The sequence below is a fragment of the Flavobacterium johnsoniae UW101 genome (assembly GCF_000016645.1).
Lineage (GTDB): Bacteria > Bacteroidota > Bacteroidia > Flavobacteriales > Flavobacteriaceae > Flavobacterium > Flavobacterium johnsoniae.
Window position 1 is genome coordinate 1,552,786 of record NC_009441.1, and the last position, 18,520, is coordinate 1,571,305.

Annotated in this window: 18 protein-coding genes and 1 tRNA gene; 10 read left to right on the top strand and 9 right to left on the bottom strand. The window is 34.0% G+C overall.

Going from position 1 to position 18,520, the window contains the following annotated elements; translation table 11 throughout:
• Positions 1-207 precede the first annotated feature (207 nt).
• Positions 208-873: an HAD family hydrolase gene (locus FJOH_RS07045; RefSeq protein WP_012023436.1), complete on the top strand. Its 666-nt coding sequence runs from the start codon at positions 208-210 to the stop codon at positions 871-873.
• Positions 874-1,156: 283 nt separating this feature from the next.
• Here FJOH_RS07045 and FJOH_RS07050 read toward each other — a convergent pair whose 3' ends face one another.
• Positions 1,157-1,387, bottom strand: a complete 231-nt coding sequence (locus tag FJOH_RS07050) for a helix-turn-helix domain-containing protein (RefSeq protein WP_012023437.1) — start codon at positions 1,385-1,387, stop codon at positions 1,157-1,159.
• An 86-nt stretch (positions 1,388-1,473) separates the two neighbouring features.
• On the opposite strand from FJOH_RS07050, the gene FJOH_RS07055 reads away from it, so the two are divergent.
• On the top strand, positions 1,474-1,707 hold the full coding sequence (locus tag FJOH_RS07055; RefSeq protein WP_012023438.1) for a hypothetical protein: 234 nt from the start codon (positions 1,474-1,476) through the stop codon (positions 1,705-1,707).
• Between the two features lie 181 nt (positions 1,708-1,888).
• Positions 1,889-2,443: a DUF6714 family protein gene (locus FJOH_RS07060; protein ID WP_012023439.1), complete on the top strand. Its 555-nt coding sequence runs from the start codon at positions 1,889-1,891 to the stop codon at positions 2,441-2,443.
• A gap of 72 nt (positions 2,444-2,515) precedes the next feature.
• Here the strand turns inward: FJOH_RS07060 and FJOH_RS07065 are convergent.
• Positions 2,516-2,597 (bottom strand) — tRNA-Leu (locus FJOH_RS07065).
• 110 nt (positions 2,598-2,707) lie between these two features.
• Between FJOH_RS07065 and FJOH_RS07070 the strand changes: the two genes are divergently transcribed.
• From FJOH_RS07070 to FJOH_RS07085, 4 genes are all read left to right on the top strand, one after another.
• Complete coding sequence (locus tag FJOH_RS07070) at positions 2,708-4,099, top strand: dipeptidase (RefSeq protein ID WP_012023440.1); 1,392 nt, start codon at positions 2,708-2,710, stop codon at positions 4,097-4,099.
• 433 nt (positions 4,100-4,532) lie between these two features.
• Entirely contained in the window at positions 4,533-5,495 is a 963-nt protein-coding gene (locus FJOH_RS07075; RefSeq protein WP_012023441.1) for a DUF6624 domain-containing protein, read from the top strand.
• The gene (locus FJOH_RS07080; RefSeq protein ID WP_012023442.1) at positions 5,492-5,866 is read left to right on the top strand and encodes a BlaI/MecI/CopY family transcriptional regulator; all 375 of its coding nucleotides are present in this window, start codon (positions 5,492-5,494) and stop codon (positions 5,864-5,866) included. The genes FJOH_RS07075 and FJOH_RS07080 overlap by 4 nt, the downstream gene beginning before the upstream one ends.
• Positions 5,863-7,083, top strand: a complete 1,221-nt coding sequence (locus tag FJOH_RS07085) for a M56 family metallopeptidase (protein ID WP_044047552.1) — start codon at positions 5,863-5,865, stop codon at positions 7,081-7,083. Before FJOH_RS07080 ends, FJOH_RS07085 begins: the two co-directional genes overlap by 4 nt.
• A 136-nt stretch (positions 7,084-7,219) precedes the next feature.
• Here the strand turns inward: FJOH_RS07085 and FJOH_RS07090 are convergent, their stop codons facing one another.
• Complete coding sequence (locus FJOH_RS07090) at positions 7,220-8,584, bottom strand: saccharopine dehydrogenase family protein (protein ID WP_012023444.1); 1,365 nt, start codon at positions 8,582-8,584, stop codon at positions 7,220-7,222.
• 186 nt (positions 8,585-8,770) lie between these two features.
• Between FJOH_RS07090 and FJOH_RS07095 the strand changes: the two genes are divergently transcribed.
• Positions 8,771-9,157 (top strand): DUF423 domain-containing protein, encoded by a 387-nt coding sequence (locus tag FJOH_RS07095; protein WP_012023445.1) that lies wholly within the window; start codon positions 8,771-8,773, stop codon positions 9,155-9,157.
• 204 nt (positions 9,158-9,361) lie between these two features.
• Positions 9,362-10,966, top strand: coding sequence for a phosphoenolpyruvate carboxykinase (ATP) (pckA, locus tag FJOH_RS07100; RefSeq protein WP_012023446.1), 1,605 nt, complete (start codon positions 9,362-9,364; stop codon positions 10,964-10,966).
• A gap of 125 nt (positions 10,967-11,091) precedes the next feature.
• On the opposite strand, the gene FJOH_RS07105 is transcribed toward pckA, so the two are convergent.
• On the bottom strand, positions 11,092-12,150 hold the full coding sequence (locus FJOH_RS07105; protein ID WP_012023447.1) for a phytase: 1,059 nt from the start codon (positions 12,148-12,150) through the stop codon (positions 11,092-11,094).
• 74 nt (positions 12,151-12,224) lie between these two features.
• Positions 12,225-15,035 (bottom strand): TonB-dependent receptor, encoded by a 2,811-nt coding sequence (locus FJOH_RS07110; protein WP_044047554.1) that lies wholly within the window; start codon positions 15,033-15,035, stop codon positions 12,225-12,227.
• 239 nt (positions 15,036-15,274) lie between these two features.
• Here FJOH_RS07110 and FJOH_RS07115 point away from each other — a divergent pair, with 239 nt between their 5' ends.
• On the top strand, positions 15,275-16,375 hold the full coding sequence (locus tag FJOH_RS07115; RefSeq protein WP_012023449.1) for a DUF4407 domain-containing protein: 1,101 nt from the start codon (positions 15,275-15,277) through the stop codon (positions 16,373-16,375).
• A 143-nt stretch (positions 16,376-16,518) separates the two neighbouring features.
• Here the strand turns inward: FJOH_RS07115 and FJOH_RS07120 are convergent, their stop codons facing one another.
• The 4 genes from FJOH_RS07120 to FJOH_RS07135 all read right to left on the bottom strand — a co-directional run bounded on the left by FJOH_RS07120 (position 16,519) and on the right by FJOH_RS07135 (position 18,421).
• The gene (locus tag FJOH_RS07120) at positions 16,519-17,223 is read right to left on the bottom strand and encodes a PH domain-containing protein (RefSeq protein ID WP_012023450.1); all 705 of its coding nucleotides are present in this window, start codon (positions 17,221-17,223) and stop codon (positions 16,519-16,521) included.
• Between the two features lie 71 nt (positions 17,224-17,294).
• Complete coding sequence (locus FJOH_RS07125) at positions 17,295-17,666, bottom strand: MmcQ/YjbR family DNA-binding protein (protein ID WP_012023451.1); 372 nt, start codon at positions 17,664-17,666, stop codon at positions 17,295-17,297.
• A gap of 6 nt (positions 17,667-17,672) precedes the next feature.
• Positions 17,673-18,023 carry a DUF4260 domain-containing protein gene (locus tag FJOH_RS07130; protein WP_012023452.1) on the bottom strand — a complete coding sequence of 117 codons (351 nt, stop codon included), beginning with the start codon at positions 18,021-18,023 and terminating at the stop codon, positions 17,673-17,675.
• Entirely contained in the window at positions 18,020-18,421 is a 402-nt protein-coding gene (locus FJOH_RS07135; RefSeq protein ID WP_012023453.1) for a GNAT family N-acetyltransferase, read from the bottom strand. The genes FJOH_RS07130 and FJOH_RS07135 overlap by 4 nt, the downstream gene beginning before the upstream one ends.
• Positions 18,422-18,520 lie beyond the last annotated feature (99 nt).

Sequence of the window (18,520 nt, forward strand, 5' to 3'; positions counted from 1 at the left end):
GAGAAATCTCCGTAAGTAACTCCGCAACGAAAGTCCAATCTTTGTCGAGCTTCTTGTGGAGATTTCTCCTTCGTCGAAATGACAAACAGTAACTTGAAAAAAACTCTGTGAAACTCTGTGAATCTCTGTGAAAATCCTTTGCGAATCTCTGTGTAATAACCGCTTTATTGTCCTAACTTGCAACCGTTAAAAACAACAAACAAAATTATGAGCCAGCAATGTGTAATTTTTGATATGGACGGCGTGATTTCGCATACAAATCCGCATCATGTGATCGCTTTTGAAAAGTTTTTCGATAAATATAATATTCCGTACACGAAAGAAGAATTTGAAGAACATATGTACGGAAAACACAATAGTTATATCATGACGCATTTCTTCAAACGTCCGATCGCGGGAGAAGAACTGATAAAATTAGAAGACGAAAAAGAAGGAATGTTTCGCGAGATTTACAAAGACAAAGTCGAAACGATTCCACATTATATGGATTTTTTAAGCGAATTAAAATCTCGTGGTTTCAAAACAGCTGTTGCAACATCGGCACCTCGAGCGAACTTGGATTTAATTGCCAATTTCCTAAAACTAGACGAAAAAATGGATTCGATGATGTCATCAGAAGATGTTACATTTCATAAACCAAATCCAGAAGTATATCTAAAATCGGCAGAGCGTGTTGGTGTTTCTCCGTCTGATTGTGTAGTTTTTGAAGATTCTTTTTCGGGAATTACAGCAGGATTAAATGCCGGAATGAAAGTCGTAGGCGTTTTAAGTACGCATACAAAAGAACAGCTTCCGCCATGTGATTTTTATATTAAAGATTATAGTGAAGTGAATGTCGATAAGATAATTGAGTTATTAAATCCCAAAAATTAAATTTCTCCCGATAGCTATCGGGACCAAAAATGCTATACGCGAGGCCTTTGTGGAAGTTTTAAACTTTGGCAAAGGTTTTTTTGCGCAATATTTGTCATTTCGAGGAACGAGAAATCACACTAGAAACTCCATAAAGAAATGTGCTAGTCTTTGTCAATATACGAGTGTGATTTCTCGTTCCTCGAAATGACAAACAGACTTTAAAAAATAATCAATTGCCTCCTGCTTTAGCTGGAGGTTTTTTTATGTTTAAAAAGGAGAAAAGGCTTTAGCCGAATTACTTCTATTTCAAAGTAAAATCAAGCAATTCTTTAGGTTCAATATCTAAAGCATTAGCAATTTTTACAAGGGTTTTTATGCCAGTATTTACTTTAGCAACTTCTAATCTTGCTATTTGAGATTTGTTAATATTACAGTCGTCAGCTAAACCTTGTTGAGATAAGCCTTTCTTTTCACGTAATTGTCTAACGTGAACACCAAGATTAACGAGAAAAGTTTCTTCTGAAATATTCATATTTCAAAAGTGAAAAGATTTATTTTGTTCATGTAGGCCAATTAGCATACAAATTATTATATTTGTCTCAAATAAAAAATAAGATAATGGCTACAGGTGGTTTTTCTAAAGAGGTAGAAAACAGATTAAAAGATTTTTTTACTGAAATTCTAGATCCAAAAGATATGGCGAAAATGATACGGCAGGTAAATTATGCGCTTACGTTATGTTCTATGCGCGGATGCGAAACATTAGAATCGGAATTACCTAATATCGATGATAATTTTTATTGGATGAATAAACTGGCGGAAGTTTTCGATCCTTATTTTGATGTTGAGTAAATAAAAGAGATTATTTTCATTTCGACGAAAGGAGAAACCAAAACAGCAAACCGACAAAAAATTCAGATTTATCTCCATAATTTTTTTCATGTGTACAACCCGTTGGTTATGCTGAAATCTCCTTTCGTCAAGATGATAAAAATATGAAAATTCTTATTTTTGATATTTAATTAGATTTATAATGAAAAAGGAAGAATTGATTGCAAACATACAATCTGCTTTTAAAGATGTGAAGTTGGAGGATGGAATTGGTCTTTGGGAAGCACAGGGAATAGATGATTATGCTGATGCAAAAACAATGTTAGAGTTAAGAAAGAAGGATGAAAGAGAAAATTGGAATGCTATTTCGTATAAAGATATCTCTCTTTGTGCTAGCTCATTATCGTTTTTTGATGCAAAAGGAATGAGGTTTTGTCTTCCAAAATTTTTAATATTCGATATTTTGGAGCAGCAAGTTGTTGATGGAACAGAATTTTATTCTGTTGATGTTTTATTTACTTTGGGTTATAATTTAGATAAGGAATACCAAAAAAGAAGATTTTCTCTTCTTGATAAAACACAAAAAGAATCTATAACTTATTATCTAAAATATAAATTGAATGCTATAGAGAATAGATACGAAAAATATTCAGCTGATTATGGTTCATCATTAGATGCTGTTTGTGAAGATCCTGAATACTTTAATTTATATAAAATTTTAAACGAGTGGGAAGAAATATTGCGGAAAGATAAATAAGTCATTAGGAGAAAACAGCAGACATTCTAAAAACAAAAAAGCTTCTGAAAAATCTTCAGAAGCTTTTTTTAGTGCGGATAATAGGACTCGAACCTACACGCCTTGCGGCACCAGATCCTAAGTCTGGCACGTCTACCAATTTCGCCATATCCGCGGTAATTGTGGGTGCAAAGATAGGCATACTTTTGAATTATCAAAGCATTTTTTCAAAATTTTTTTTAATTCTCTTTTTTGTACTTTTGGGTTTCTATAAAAATAATTTAAATGGAAAATATTAAGTCCTACGTTCAACAACATAAAGATCGGTTTATCAACGAATTGATCGAATTATTAAAGATTCCGTCGGTTTCTGCCGACACTGCATATTCTCAAGATGTTATTGACACAGCAGAGGCTGTAAAAGAAAGTTTATCAAAAGCAGGGTGCGATTATGTCGAAACTTGCGACACTCCAGGTTACCCAATTATCTACGGAGAGAAAATTATAGATCCAAATCTTCCAACGGTTTTAGTTTACGGGCACTACGACGTACAACCGCCAGATCCATTAGAATTATGGACTTCACCACCTTTTGAACCGGTTATTAAAACTACAGATATTCACCCAGAAGGCGCAATCTTCGCGCGTGGAGCTTGTGACGACAAAGGTCAGATGTACATGCACGTAAAAGCGCTTGAATTAATGGTACAAAGCAATACGCTGCCTTGTAACGTAAAATTCATGATCGAAGGTGAGGAAGAAGTAGGTTCGGCAAGTTTGGCTTGGTTCGTAGAGCGCAATCAGGAAAAACTGAAAAACGACGTAATCTTGATTTCAGATACAGGAATGATCTCTAACCAACAACCGTCTATCACGACAGGCTTAAGAGGTTTGAGTTATGTTGAGGTAGAAGTTACAGGTCCAAACCGCGATTTGCATTCAGGTTTATACGGTGGAGCTGTGGCGAACCCAATTAATATTCTGGCAAAAATGATTGCTTCACTTCACGACGAAAACAATCATATTACAATTCCAGGTTTCTACGATAAAGTAGAAGAATTATCTGCAGAAGAAAGAGCCGAAATGGCAAAAGCGCCTTTCAGCTTAGAAAAATATAAAAATGCTTTAAACATTGCCGATGTGTATGGTGAAAAAGGATATGTAACGAACGAAAGAAACTCAATCCGTCCGACATTAGACGTAAACGGAATTTGGGGCGGTTATACTGGCGAAGGTGCTAAAACGGTTATTGCGAGTAAAGCTTTTGCTAAAATCTCAATGCGTTTGGTTCCAAATCAGGAATGGGAAGAGATTACAGAACTTTTCACAAAACATTTTACAAGCATTGCTCCAGCTGGAGTTACAGTAAAAGTAACGCCTCACCACGGTGGTCAAGGTTATGTAACGCCAATTGACAGCATTGGTTATCAGGCAGCAAACAAAGCGTATACAGAAACGTTTGGAGTTCCTGCAATTCCGGTTCGTTCTGGAGGAAGTATTCCAATTGTGGCTTTGTTTGAAAAAGAATTAAAAAGCAAAACGATCTTAATGGGATTTGGTTTGGACAGCGATGCTATTCACTCGCCAAATGAGCATTTCGGAATCTTTAATTATCTAAAAGGTATTGAGACTATTCCGTTGTTTTACAAGTATTTTGTGGAGCTTTCTTCTAAGTAGTTTTTTTAACCGCAAAGAACGCAAAGGTCACAAGGATTTTTTAAGTAAGATTATAAAAGTTCGCAAAGTTTAATCCTATAGCTTTGCGAACTTTGCGTTTATGAGCGTAACCTTAAATAAAAACCTTGCGTACTTTGCGGTTAGGTTTTTTTTAACCGCAAAGAGCGCAAAGGTTTACGCAAAGTTCGCTATGTTTTTTGCTCGCAAACTCGCAAGGCCGCAAAGATTTTTAAAATAAAATCCGTTCAGAAATGAGCGGATTTTTTTGTTTCCCATGTTTTAAAATTCAAAAGAAAAACCTTTGTCACTTTGTCTCTCTGAACCTTTGTTCCTAAAAAAAAAGACCTCTTTTTCTTGCATATTTAAAATTTAACTCTACATTTGTAGAGCAATGTCTATAAGTGTAGAGAATAACCGTTAATTAAATAAGTATATGAAAAAACTAATTGCTTTCTTTTTTATCACAATGAATATTGGTGTAATGCAGGCTCAAACTTATAAAGAATGGGTTCGAAAAGCAGATTCTTGTTATGCGGCAAAAAACTATGAATTGTCGGTTTCATACTATGATAAAGCTTTTAAAATAGAACAGAAATCATGGTCAGATTTATACAATGCCGGTTGTTCTGCGTCGATGGCAAAAGAAAATAAAAAAGCATTTAAATGGCTGAATCTTTCTATCGATAACGGATACGAGAATATTGCACATATTAAAATTGACAACGATTTAAAGCCTTTGCATTCACAAAAAGAATGGAATAAAACAATTGATAAGCTGCAGAAGAAGTTAGATGTTATTGGAGCCAATTATGATAAAGTGCTTGAGAAAAAACTTGCAGAGATTTATACCGAAGATCAGGAAATTCGCGGCGAATTTATGAGTGTTTACAGAGCCTCAAAACCTGATAAAAAGAAAATTGACAGCATTGGTAAAATTATGCAAAGAAAAGACAGTATTAATCTTATTAAGGTTATGAAAATACTGGACGAAAAAGGCTGGTTAGGAAAAAATGTAGTGGGAACACAAGGAAATCAAACGTTGTTTCTTGTAATTCAGCATTCTGATTTAAAATACCAGCAAAAATATCTGCCTATGATGAGAGAAGCGGTTAAAAACGGTAATGCAAATCCTGGAAACCTGGCGTATCTGGAAGACAGAGTAGCGCTGAGAGAAGGGAAAAAACAAATTTATGGCAGTCAGAGTTCAAAGAATAAAAAAACTGGTAAAATTTGTATTGCACCAATGATAGACCCGGATAATGTAGACAAAAGACGTGCAGAAGTTGGACTTGGTACAATGGCCGAATATGTTGCAAAAATGAATATTGAATGGAATTTGGAGCAATACAAAAAAGAATTAGCTGAAATAGAAAAACTTGAAAATACGAAACCATGATACAATTATCTAACGCAGAAGAACAATTAATGGAGCATTTATGGAAGCTTGAAAAAGCTTTTATGAAAGATTTGCTCGAAGCGTATCCGGAGCCGAAACCGGCAACAACAACCGTAGCAACGCTTTTAAAACGAATGATCGACAAGAAATTTGTGGCGTATAACGAATTTGGAAATTCGAGAGAATATTATCCGCTGGTAAAAAAGACAGACTATTTTGCAAAACATGTAAAAGGGCTCATTAGTAATTTCTTTAATAATTCGGCATCGCAGTTTGCTTCGTTTTTTACTACCGAAACCAATTTAACAGCTTCGGAACTGGAAGATCTTAAAAAAATAATCGATTCAGAAATTCAAAAAAAGAAAAAATGATAACCTATCTTTTAAAATCAGGAATACTGCTTTTTGTTTTTTATGCAGTATATAAATTGTTGTTGGAGAACGAAAAAATGTTTCGTTTTAACCGTGCCTATCTTATTGGAAGTTTGATTTTTAGTTTTGTAATTCCGCTGCAGCTGTTCTCAATAAAAACCACATTTGAAACGGGAATAAACAATATTCAATTAGAAGGAATAGTGATTCAAAAAGGACGTGCTCCTTTAAATGAAAATTACATCATGTATACTATTTTCTATTATTTAATTCGTGTTTATGTTATTGTTTCAATAGTGCTGGCTCTTCGTTTTGTTTTAAACCTAATTTCATTTTTTATAAAATTAAAAAGAAAAGAAATCTGCTTCGTAAATGGTGTCAAAGTAGTTTTAACCAATGAGGCAGTTTTACCTCACTCTTTTTGGAATGCCATTTTTGTCAATAAAACAGATTTTGAAATGGGAAAAATTCCATCAGAATTAATTGCACACGAAAGGGCGCATTTAGAACAGCGGCATACTTTGGATGTTCTTTTTGTTGAAGCACTGCAAATTGTATTTTGGGTTAATCCGTTTTTTTCTCTTTTAAAAAAAGCAATAAAGCTCAATCATGAGTTTTTGGCTGATGAAGCTGTAAATAAACAGTTTAATTCGGTTTCAGATTATCAGAATTTATTACTTGATTTTGCTTCAAATAAAAATACGATTTCGCTTGCTAGTAATATTAATTATTTAATAACTAAAAAACGTTTACTTATGATGACCAAAAAAGAAAATTCGACAAAAATTGTTTTAAAAATGGGTTTTGCAACTGCGATTTGCGGTTTAATATTATTTATTTTTTCTACAAAAACTACAGCTCAGACAAACAGTTTAAAAGATCAAAATGATTTTAAAGTTAGTTATGATACTACTAGTGTAAATGAGCCTCAATTTCCTGGCGGGATAACAGAATTCTATAAGTTTATTGGTAAAAATTTTAAAATGCCTGCAGAAGCTTCAAAAAACAAAGTACAGGGAAAAGTATTAATGGAGTTTATGATTGAAAAAGACGGAAGTTTATCTGAAATTAAAGTTAAAAAAGATTTGGGATATGGTTTAGCCGAGGAAGCCGTTAGAGTTTTAAGACTTTCTCCAAAATGGATTCCCGCTACTGAAAATGGAGAACCGGTTCGTGTAAGTTATGGATTGCCAATTACTATTCAAAGTGAGAAGTAGAATTACTGAGACTCTAAGACGCTAAGTTTTTCTCTTTGTTTCTGTTGCTTAAAAAAATAAAAAAATCCGCTTCTAAAAAGATAGAAGCGGATAAAATAAACTAAAAAAAAATTCTAAAAAAAATGAAGAATCCAGATTAAAATAAATCTGGATTATATCCAAAATAAGGTACTTTTTGTTCGTTAAAAATAACGCCGTATTCTTCTAATTCTTTTAATATAGGTTCGTAAACTTCTTTCTTAATTGGGAGCTGAACACCTGGGGTTGTGATTTTTCCGTTTAAGATTAACAATGTTGCCATTGCCACCGGAAGTCCAACCGTTTTTGCCATTGCCGTATAAGTTTGGTCGTCGCCAATGCAGACCATTTTCGAATCGATTTGCTTTTTCTCGCCGTTTAGTTCATAACCAAATTTATGATACATTACAATCATATCTTTATCTTCTGGTTCAAGAGCCCAGCTGTCTGTTAAGATTTTTTCTAAAATTTGAGCCGGAGTAGCATTTGGCAGATTTACTTTTTTGTCTGGGTTAAATAAATCCAGTTCCAGAAGTTTATCCCACATAATATCGTCCTGATCGATTTTTAAGATCAATCGGGTTTTAATTTCGACAGAATCTGTTGGATGATACGGAAGGAAAGAATTGATAAACTGGCGATAACTCATGTTTTCAGAACCTTCAAGAATATAACTGTCATCAGTCATTCCCAGTTGTACAAACATATTCCATGCCCTCGAAAAACCAACCCTTCTAATTGTTCCTCTGTATAAAGTCAGAACATCATCTAAACCATAAACTGAACGGTATTTAAGAGAATCCCGGTTAGAATAAGCTTCAAATTTCCCGTAACCTTCTACTTCCAGAAATTCGGTTCTGCGAAACAAAGCACTGTATGGAATGTATTTATAAGTACCTTCCTGAATGAATTTTGCAGCACCGCCTTGTCCGGCCAAAACTACGTTTCTTGGTGCCCACGTAAATTTGTAATTCCACAAATTGTTATCAGATTCCGGAGCTACTAAACCACCGCAGAAAGATTCAAACAAAAGCATTTTACCGCCTTTTGACCTGATTTCGTCAATAACTTTCATGGCGCTCATGTGGTCTATGCCCGGATCAAGACCAATTTCGTTCATGAAAATCAAATTGTTCTTTTTTACCTCCTGATCCAGAGCCTGCATAGCATCACTAATGTAAGAAGCCGTTACGAGGTGTTTTTTAAACAGAATACAGTCTTTAGCAATTTCAATATGTAAATGTGCCGGAAGCATCGAAATTACTATCGAAGCTTTTTCAATAGCAGTTTGTCTTTCTTTGGTATTAAAAATATCTAAAGCAATTGGAGTTGCATTGGGATGCTTTTGTGTCTTTTTTTCGGCTAAGGCCAAAGACAAATCAGCAACAACAAGATGCAGGTTTTCGGTTTCTGATTTTTTAAGCAGATAATTTATCAAAGATGAAGCAGATCTGCCGGCTCCAATTATTAAAACGCTTCTCATAATTCTAATATTTTAACACAAACATATTTAAATGTTATAAATATAACAAATTTAATTTGAAAAATGATATTTTTTATCTCTATCTCACATAAAAAAATACGTTTTCGAGTGCTGAAATAATTGAGAAACTAAAACGAAAATTGAATAGGATGGAGTATTTTTGTTTAAAATTAAAGTTTAGAAAATATGAAAAGAAAAATTGTTTTAACTGGTGCTTTTATAGGGATGTTAGCTATTATTTTTGGAGCTTTTGGAGCCCATTTATTAAAAAAATATTTGTCTATTGAGGAGTTAAACACTTTTGAAGTTGGGGTTCGTTATCAAATGTACCACGCTCTCTTTTTACTTTTTCTTTCTACCCGAAAAGATATTGCCGAAAAAACCGTAAAAACAATCTATAATTTAGTTGTAGCAGGAGTTGTTCTTTTTAGCGGATCGATCTATATTTTAGCTACAAAAAGTCTTACAGTTTTTGATTCTAAAATTATCGTATTCGCAACACCTTTAGGCGGATTTTTATTAATTATAGGCTGGGCGGTATTATTTCTTACTATTTTGAGGAAAAAATCATAAAATCCCGAAAAAAAAATTCTGTATTAAAATTAATCTTTAATTTTGTCTCATAATTAACATATAAGGTTACTTATGTGAATTTTTATTGCTTTTTATCATCTTGATAAAAAAATATAACAATTTGCAAACTTGGACTTTACGTTTAAGATTAAGTAAAATTATATTTTGTTGCACCCAAAAAATAACACACACAACATTAAATTTATGGACAATAACACACTTTTCGCGCAATCGATTTCGTTAAAAGAATTAGGAATAGAAAATGCAACGGTTCGTTACCAGTTATCAGCAGATGAGCTTCATGCAATAACTGTGCAGTCAGGACAGGGTGTTGAGGCCTCTACAGGTGCTTTGGCAATTAATACAGGTGAATTTACAGGACGTTCTCCACAAGATCGTTTTATTGTAAAAGACAGCATTACAGAAGATAAAGTATGGTGGGGAAATGTAAATATCCCGTTTGCACCAGAAGCTTTTGAGAAATTATATAATAAGGTAAAAGCATTTTTATCGAACAAAGAGGTTTTTGTTCGTGATTCGTATGTTTGTTCAGATCCAAATTACAGATTAAACGTTCGCGTTGTTACCGAAACAGCTTGGTCGAACTTGTTTTGCTATAACATGTTCTTACGCCCGGAAGATTCTGAGCTGGCAAACTTTACTCCAGAATGGACAGTAGTATGCGCTCCAAGTTTTATGGCAGATCCTGCTGTAGACGGAACACGTCAGTCAAATTTTGCGATTCTTGATTTTACTAAAAAAATTGCTTTAATTGGAGGAACAGGTTATACAGGAGAAATGAAAAAAGGAATTTTCTCTGCTTTAAACTTCATTTTACCAGTTTTCGAAAACACATTACCAATGCACTGCAGCGCTAATGTTGGTAAAGATGGCGATACAGCAATTTTCTTTGGTTTATCGGGAACAGGAAAAACAACTTTATCTGCAGATCCGGAGCGTAAATTAATTGGAGACGATGAACACGGATGGACTGCTGAAAATACAGTTTTTAACTTTGAAGGAGGATGTTACGCTAAAGTAATCAACTTAACAGAAGAAAATGAACCAGACATTTTTAGAGCGATTAAAAAAGGAGCGCTTTTAGAAAATGTGGTCTTTAAAGCAGGAACTAATGAGGTTGATTTTGATGATGTTTCGATTACTCAAAATACTCGTGTAAGTTACCCAATAACACATATCGACAATATTCAGCCGGGTTCTATTGGTCATAACCCCAAAAATATATTTTTCCTTACAGCAGATTCTTTCGGAATTCTGCCTCCAATTTCAAAATTAACTCCGGGTCAGGCTGCTTACCATTTTATTTCTGGATATACAGCAAAAGTTGCCGGAACTGAAGCAGGAGTTACAGAACCACAGCCTAATTTCTCTGCTTGTTTTGGAGCGCCATTTATGCCTTTGCATCCAACTAAATATGCTGAAATGTTAAGCAAAAAAATGAAAGATGCTGATGTAAAAGTTTGGTTAATCAATACAGGATGGACTGGCGGTGCATACGGAACAGGAAGCCGTATGAAGTTAAAATATACTCGTGCTATGATTACTGCTGCATTAAACGGTGAACTAGATAATGTAGAGTATGTAAACCACAAAGTATTTGGAATTGCAAAACCACAATCTTGTCCAAATGTTCCAAGCGAAATTTTAAATCCAAGAAACACTTGGGAAGACAAAGATTTATATGATAAAAAGGCGTTAGAATTAGCACAGAAATTTAAAGCTAATTTTGCCAAATTTGAAGAGTTTGCCAATGCTGAAATCTTAGCAGGCGCACCGATTACAGAATAAAAGGACTTACTAATTCAAAGTAAAAAAGCTGTTCAGAAATGAACAGCTTTTTTGTTTGGTTTTCAATCGCAGTAAAAAAAAATAAACACTAACACGGGTACTGCGACTGAAAACACTCAAAAGGTTTATTTTTTTGCCTCGTCGATACGTTTTTGAATTAAATCCCAAGCGTAATAATGGAAAGTCATTCCGTTGCTCATCGCTACAAAAAGTCCGTTTTTATATTTTGGACCTAAGTTTACATTTGTAACATCAGCACCGTCGCATTCAATTGTAGAAGTTGGAACTTCTGCCAATAACGGATGATTGTTTGGATTTCCGTTTGCACCTTCTCTTGGGTAAACCATAAACGAATTTGCCTGCTGGTTTGATACTAAAATATATCCTGTAGAATCTGTTTTTTTGTAAATCGCGATTCCTTCATGATCTGCTTTGAAATCTTTTTGACCAAAGAAAGCCAGTTCTTTATTATCGTTTAAAGCGGGATCTGCTTTGTATTTTCTAATTCCAGCCTGTTCATCACAATAGTAAACAAAACCTAATTCGTTGTCTACTGCAATAGCTTCAATTTCTTTCTTTCCGCTGTACGTTCCAAATTTGCGAACCACTTTTGCAGCAGCGAATTTTCCGTTTCCAGAAAGTTCATACTGCCATAAATAACTTCCAGAAGGTCCCGTTTTTCTTCCTACAATGGCAAAAATCTTTCCATCGCTTGGGCGAGTATATAAAGCAATTCCCATAGGATCGCGTTCTGTATCGCCTTCAAAAACAGGAATTCCGCCGTTATCAATAGGTTCTAAATCAGGTAAACTGAAAATTCTGATTCTGTTTTCTTCACGTTCTGTTGTTACGGCAACGTCTACTTTTTTCCCGTCAATAATCAATCCGTAAGCGATATCAACATTGTTTGGGCGTTTTAAAGTAATTGATTTTTTAAGGATTTTTCCATTCAAATCAAAAGCATACAAAGCGCCGTCTGTATCTTTATCTGTTCCTACAACAATGCTTTTTGAAGGATCTGTCGGGTTAATCCAGATAGAAGGATCATCAGTATCGTGAGGCAGGGCTTCTGTAACTGCTGTTGGTTTTACGGCGTTTGGCTGAACTGGAGCTAATTTATCGTCTTTACAAGCTGTGAATGAAACAGCTAAAAGTAAAAGAGCAACTAAATATTTATTTTTCATTATGTTATATATTTTAATGCAATTAGACAGAGCGCTAAACTCTGTCTAATTTAAGAATTTTAAAAAAGTGCAGATTACAAGTCTAATTTCAATCCGAAATTGTAACGAGGCTGGTAATACTCAGCTTGTTTTGTATGAGCAGCAACTCCTTGGTAGTAACGTAACGGCTGATTTGTTAAGTTATTAGCTTCTGCAAAAAAGCGAAGTTTTGGAGTAATTTTGTAAGAAGCATTTGCATCTAAGAAAAACTGCTTGTCATAGTAACTGTCTTTGTAAGACTCAGAACCTAATTCATCTAAATAATCAGATGTAAAGTTTGTTGAGATTCTTGCAGAGAAACGTTTGTTTTCCCATGATAAAGATCCATTAAACATGTGCGGTGCAGTACCTGGAAGGCTGATATTTTTTCTTTCGTTTCCATCCTCATCAGCAATTCCTTTTGCTTTAGATTTTGTGTACGTATAGTTTAAGTAAATACCAAAACCTTTTAAGAATTTTCCAGGAAGGAAATCTAACTGACGTTGTAAAGCAACCTCAAATCCGTAAACATTAACATTGTCTCCGTTTCTTGATTGTAAAAATGACCAGTTTTCTCCAGTTGGAATTGGGTTTGATTGATTTGGGAAATCTGCAGCAAATTTAGCATCTGTGTATTGATTGTCGCTGTAGTTGTAAATGAAATCATTTAATTTTTTGTAGAAAACACCTCCGGAAATCAAACCAACAGATTTGAAATAGTTCTCTACCATGAAATCATAGTTGTATGCGTATGTAGCTTTAAGACCTGGATTTCCAGCTGTAATTTCTTTATCGGCTGCAATGTTGTTTACATAAGGAGCCAATGCATAATAGTTTGGTCTTGCAAGTGCCGTTGTAGCCGCTGCTCTTAATACTAAATCTTTTGTTGCGTTGTATTGGAATGAAATACTTGGCAATACATTTGTGTATGAGTTTGTGTTGTTGATTTTGCTTTCTAATTCTTCTTCATCTAAAACTCTGTTTCCTGTATAATCAATATGAGTATTTTCAACACGAACACCCATTACCATAGAAAGTTTATCATTAAAATCCTGATCCCATCTTACGTAAGCAGCAGAAATTCTTTCTTTAGCATTGTAATTTACCGCTAAATATTCTGCTGGGTCTGTTTCTTTATCAAATAAAGCAGGGTTATTTAAATCTAAACTTCCTAAGAAAGAAGCCGAAGCAAATGCACCCGGAACATATTTACTTCCCGGATTAAAGTTTTTTCCATCATAATAGCTGTTCGGAACTTCAGATAATAATTCCATGCCATCATTAATTGGCTCGTAAGCATAAAACATATTGTTTCTTTCTTTTTCCTTTAAACGAAGTCTAAGACCTGTTCTTAATCTTCCTTTTTCCCCTGCAATTACAGAGAAAGGAAAACGGATGTTTACTTTTGCGCCAAATTCGCTTTCGCTGGTTTCGTCTGTATTTTCAGTAACAGAATCAAATTTAAATTGATCAAGAGCTTCTCCAGCCGTTGTAACCAAAGGAAATCTTGTGTCTGTTAAGTTTTCGAATACATCAAGACCTTTTTGGCGGTATTCGATATAACGCTCACCCGGACGGTATTCTCTTGCTTTTGCATAGTTGGCAGACCAGTCTAAATCTAAAGTAGAGTTGATTAAATGCTCTCCGCGAAGCGAATAATTCTGAACTCTTTGGTCTTCTAATCTTCTGTTTTTGTTTCGGCTGTTGTCAACACCACCTTTTGTCTGACGTTTTACACGTCCTTCAAAACCAATAATTTCTTCACCATTATAAAGAGGCTCAATATCGTCGATTGTGGTTCTGAAACGGTTTTCTCTATCGTCTCTCCAGTTGTAGATAGCATTGGCAAAAATTGTATTGTTTTCGTTGAATTTATAATCTAAAGCCAAAGAAGCACTGCGGCGAATACGCTGTATGTCATATTTTCTAATTTCTGAAGCTTGTAAATATTCATTTCCAAAATCATCTTTTACCCATTCATTTTCGATGTTATCAGATCCGTAATCTACATTATTATAAGATCCGCTGAAAACTACTCCTAATTTATCATTTGCAAAACGGTTACCATAAACAAATCCTGCTGTATAAGAAGCATGCTCACGAATTGGTAAATATCCTCCTGCAAGTGTAGCAGAGATTCTTTCTCCATTTGGAGTTGCTCTTGTAATTAAGTTAACAGAACCTCCAATTGCATCAGCATCCATGTCTGATGTAAGCGTTTTGTTTACTTCAATTGTAGAAATCATATCAGACGGAATTAAGTCCATTTGTACGTTTCTGTTATCACCTTCAGCAGAAGGAATACGGTCACCATTTAAAGTAACAGAGTTTAAAGACGGAGCCAAACCTCTAATGATAATGTTACGAGCTTCACCTTGGTCATTTTGCATTGTAATACCCGGAACACGTTTTAACGCATCTCCAACGTTTGCATCAGGAAAACGACCCATTTGGTCAGAAGAAATTACGTTTCCAATATTTTTATTGTTTTTCTGCTGGTTCAGTGCTTTTGCCTGACCTTTTAAGATATCTCCAACAACAACCTCTTTCAGTTCGTTTTCAAAAGCTTTAAGAGCAAAATCAATTACATTGTTTTTTCCTTGTTCTACTTTTATTTCTTGAGTTAAAGTAGTGTATCCAATATATTTTACTTCAACTTTATAAGTTCCTTCAGTAATATTTAATAATTCAAAACGACCGTTGTAGTCAGAAACGGTGTATTTTTTTTCACCTATAATTTGAACCATGGCTCCAGGCAGAGGCAGTTTGTCATCAGCATCTAATATCTTTCCGGATATTATCGCTTTCTGGGCAAAACCTGTTAAGGTCAATAATAAAAATGTTGTTAATAAATAGAATTTTTTCATCGTTGTGTTTTGTTTTTTATTTGATCGGTGCGAAGCTAAAGCCCCAGTATTACTAAACCCTTGGAAAAAAATTAACATAGTGTTATGATTACCCGGATAATGCTTGTTATTATTAATGTTTAAGTAACATTAAAACTTCAAGTTTTTGATTTACAAATAAAAAGAAATTGATATTTTGATTAGAATTAAAAATTTGGCGTTAAATTTGCCGTATCAATCACAATCAAAAATCATCAATCATGTTAAAACAATTTTTTATCCTTTGTTCAGGAGCCGACCGCGACATCCTGGAAAACTGTTCAGAAGGCGAACAAACCAAATATGTTGGTATTGGTGCCACAGTATTTTTTACAGCAGTAATGGCTTTCTTAGCCAGTGCTTATGCGCTTTTTACTGTTTTCGATTCTATTTATCCCGCTTTGATTTTTGGATTTGTATGGAGTTTATTAATCTTTAATCTGGACCGATTTATCGTTTCTACTATTAAGAAAAGAGATCGTTTTATGGATGAATTCCTGCAGGCGACACCTCGTATTATATTAGCAGTAATTATTGCGATTGTAATTTCTAAGCCTTTGGAAATTAAAATTTTCGAAAAAGAAATCAATACAGTTTTATTGAAAGAAAAAAACGAGATGGAATTGGCTAATAAAAAGCAGGTTGGTAATTATTTCAAATCAGATTTAGATAAAAATAAAGCCGAGATTGCAGCTCTAAAAGCTGATATTCTAAAAAAAGAGAAAGAAGTAAACGATTTGTATTCAGTTTATATTACTGAGGCCGAAGGAACAACTGGAACAAAAAAACTTGGAAAAGGTCCGGTTTATAAAGAAAAACGCGAAAAACACGATGCAGCTTTAAAAGAACTTGAAGTTCTTAAAAAGACCAACGAAGCTAAAATTGCCGAAAAAGAAAAAGCAGGCGTTCAGCTTCAAGCCGATTTAGACAAAAAAGTTTCGCAGACACAGCCTATCATCGAAGGTTTTGATGGGTTAATGGCACGTATCAATGCGTTGAATAAACTGCCTTGGCTTCCGTCATTTTTCATTATGCTTTTGTTTTTAGCTATTGAAACATCACCAATTATTGCCAAATTGTTAGCTCCAAAAGGTGAATTTGATTTTAAACAAGAAGAAGCCGAAACGGCAATGAAAGCCACTTTGGAACAAAACAAATACCAACGTGAATTATTAGTAAAAACCAGTGCAGAAATGCATGATAAAGTTTATGCTGATATTGCAGAAGATAAAGGTTTATTTGATTTACAGCGAAAAAATGCAAAAGAATTACTGGAACTGCAGTCGCATAAATTTGTAGAGAAACAGAAGGCGACTTTATAAGTCGAAAGTTGGAAAGTCTAAAGTTATAAAGTCGAAATGCAGACTTAAAAAAGAAAGCCAGAAATAGAATTTCTATTTCTGGCTTTTTTATTTATAAACAAAAGAAAACTTTAAGACTTTCGACTTTTGACTTTAAGACTATTTTACATGTAACTTAATATCTCTTTTTTATAAGCATCATATTCTCCCTGCATGATTAAACCATTATCAAGAAGTTTTTTGTAATTCTGTAATTTATCAAAAAGTTCTTCTTTAGATAAATCACTTAATTTTCGTTCTCCGGCTGGCTGAGTCGGAAGCGGTTCATAAGTTTCTGTAACAACAGGAGCTGCTGGTAAAATTTCAGCAAAACTTGTTACTTCTTCTGTTTCAACTTCTTCGATCTCTTCTTCTGCTTCTTCTTCAAAAACAGGTTCAGCAGTTTCTTGAATTGGAGTGGCAGTCTGAACTGGATTTTTTAATAAATCCAATTGTTCTTTAGCGTATGTATAAATTTTTCTAGCCTGAATTTTTGGAATATAATCAATAGAAACGGCTAAATCTGTTTTAGTGCCAAATGAAAATTCAGAACCTAAAATGTTTTCTTTTACAAAAGTACTCGCAATATCATCCCAAGTATAATCTGTAAAATCCATAGAAAGCCCTAAATTTTTAGGTTTACAGATAATGATACGTTTGTTTGTTAATACAATACTATCCGGAAAAACAGTAATCGCAGGCTTTTTTTGTACTGCGATGTATCCAACTTCTTCGCCTTTCATTAATAAATCAGTAAGTTTCGAAGTTATTTTTTCAATCGCTTTTGGATCTTGTTCTTCGTTCAGAAATTTTTTAAATTGTTCTTTCATTGTTTATTAGTTGCTAAGTTTCAAAGCGGCTAAGCTGCTAAATTTTTTTTCTAACGATGCAAATGTAATGCCTAATTTTCTAATTCGATAATTTCATTCTGAATTTTCTTCGTCAAACTTTTGAAAACCAATTCATACGAATGGTCTATCAATTCTTTGACAAATTTTACGGGTAAATTTCCGTTTAATGCCACCGTATTCCAATGCACTTTACTCATATGAAATCCTGGTTGTATTTCGTCATATTCGGCTCTGAGCTCTTGTGCACGGTCTGGATCACATTTTAAATTGACTGACTGTTCATTCTTCTCCCATTGTGATAAAGAAGATAAGGCAAACATTTTTCCTCCAACTTTAAAAACCAAAGTATCTTCATCAAAAGGAAAATGTTCGCTCACCCCTTTTTTAGACAGACAATATTCGTAAAACGTTTCTAAATTCATAACTTTTTATTTACCAATTTCACCTAAATGCGTGTATTTAAAACCCTTTTCATATTTAAGACCGTATCCAAAAATGCGATCCATAGCCGAATGTGAAAATAAAATAATTCCGGCTAATTGAGCGCTTTCAATGCTTAAATAACATCCAGCAGCATAAATTAAAAGTGCAATTCCTTTATAGTGAAAGATATTATACAATAATGCACCGCTTTTATTGCCAAATGCATATCCAATCATAGACAAATCAGGAGCCAAAATTAAAGCCAGGAACCACCACCATTCATAACTTAAACGGTTGAAAAGAAATATTCCAAGAATAAATAAAGCGACTTCCTCAAATTTTAATACTGTTTTCATTTTACTATTTTTTCCATCATTTTTTCAGGATGATTCAGTTTTGTAAATCCGAATTTTTCATATAAAAAGTGTGCATCAGTTGTGGCCAAACGCCAGATTTTTACTTCCTGAAGCTGTGGATCATTCATCATTGTTTCAATTAAAATTGATGAATACCCTTTTCCGCGATGTTCTTCATCAATAAAAACATCCATTAAATAAGCAAAAACAACATAATCAGTTATGACGCGTGCAAAGCCAATTTGCTTGTCATTTAAATAAATTCCAAAACAAACCGAAGTGTCAATCGTACGTTGTACTTCATCAATAGTTCGTCCAGCTGCCCAATAAATGTCTTTCAGGAAGTTTTGTATAAACGGAACGTCAAGTTTTGCTTTATCAGTTGATACACTAATCATATGGTTTTTGTTTTTTTGCCACAAATTTCACGAATTTTCACGAATTAATTTTTTGCCACAGATTAAAGGATTAAAATGATTAAATCTGTGCAAATCTTT

Coding starts and splice junctions, on each gene's coding strand:
- FJOH_RS07090 (WP_012023444.1), bottom strand. CDS start 8,584: ATGAGAAGCGTTTTAATAATTGGAGCCGGCAGATCTGCTTCATCTTTG.
- FJOH_RS07135 (WP_012023453.1), bottom strand. CDS start 18,421: ATGATTAGTGTATCAACTGATAAAGCAAAACTTGACGTTCCGTTTATA.
- FJOH_RS07125 (WP_012023451.1), bottom strand. CDS start 17,666: ATGAATTTAGAAACGTTTTACGAATATTGTCTGTCTAAAAAAGGGGTG.
- FJOH_RS07060 (WP_012023439.1), top strand. CDS start 1,889: ATGAAAAAGGAAGAATTGATTGCAAACATACAATCTGCTTTTAAAGAT.
- FJOH_RS07075 (WP_012023441.1), top strand. CDS start 4,533: ATGAAAAAACTAATTGCTTTCTTTTTTATCACAATGAATATTGGTGTA.
- FJOH_RS07050 (WP_012023437.1), bottom strand. CDS start 1,387: ATGAATATTTCAGAAGAAACTTTTCTCGTTAATCTTGGTGTTCACGTT.
- FJOH_RS07080 (WP_012023442.1), top strand. CDS start 5,492: ATGATACAATTATCTAACGCAGAAGAACAATTAATGGAGCATTTATGG.
- FJOH_RS07070 (WP_012023440.1), top strand. CDS start 2,708: ATGGAAAATATTAAGTCCTACGTTCAACAACATAAAGATCGGTTTATC.
- FJOH_RS07045 (WP_012023436.1), top strand. CDS start 208: ATGAGCCAGCAATGTGTAATTTTTGATATGGACGGCGTGATTTCGCAT.
- FJOH_RS07110 (WP_044047554.1), bottom strand. CDS start 15,035: ATGAAAAAATTCTATTTATTAACAACATTTTTATTATTGACCTTAACA.
- FJOH_RS07130 (WP_012023452.1), bottom strand. CDS start 18,023: ATGAAAACAGTATTAAAATTTGAGGAAGTCGCTTTATTTATTCTTGGA.
- FJOH_RS07095 (WP_012023445.1), top strand. CDS start 8,771: ATGAAAAGAAAAATTGTTTTAACTGGTGCTTTTATAGGGATGTTAGCT.
- FJOH_RS07120 (WP_012023450.1), bottom strand. CDS start 17,223: ATGAAAGAACAATTTAAAAAATTTCTGAACGAAGAACAAGATCCAAAA.
- FJOH_RS07055 (WP_012023438.1), top strand. CDS start 1,474: ATGGCTACAGGTGGTTTTTCTAAAGAGGTAGAAAACAGATTAAAAGAT.
- FJOH_RS07115 (WP_012023449.1), top strand. CDS start 15,275: ATGTTAAAACAATTTTTTATCCTTTGTTCAGGAGCCGACCGCGACATC.
- FJOH_RS07085 (WP_044047552.1), top strand. CDS start 5,863: ATGATAACCTATCTTTTAAAATCAGGAATACTGCTTTTTGTTTTTTAT.
- pckA (WP_012023446.1), top strand. CDS start 9,362: ATGGACAATAACACACTTTTCGCGCAATCGATTTCGTTAAAAGAATTA.
- FJOH_RS07105 (WP_012023447.1), bottom strand. CDS start 12,150: ATGAAAAATAAATATTTAGTTGCTCTTTTACTTTTAGCTGTTTCATTC.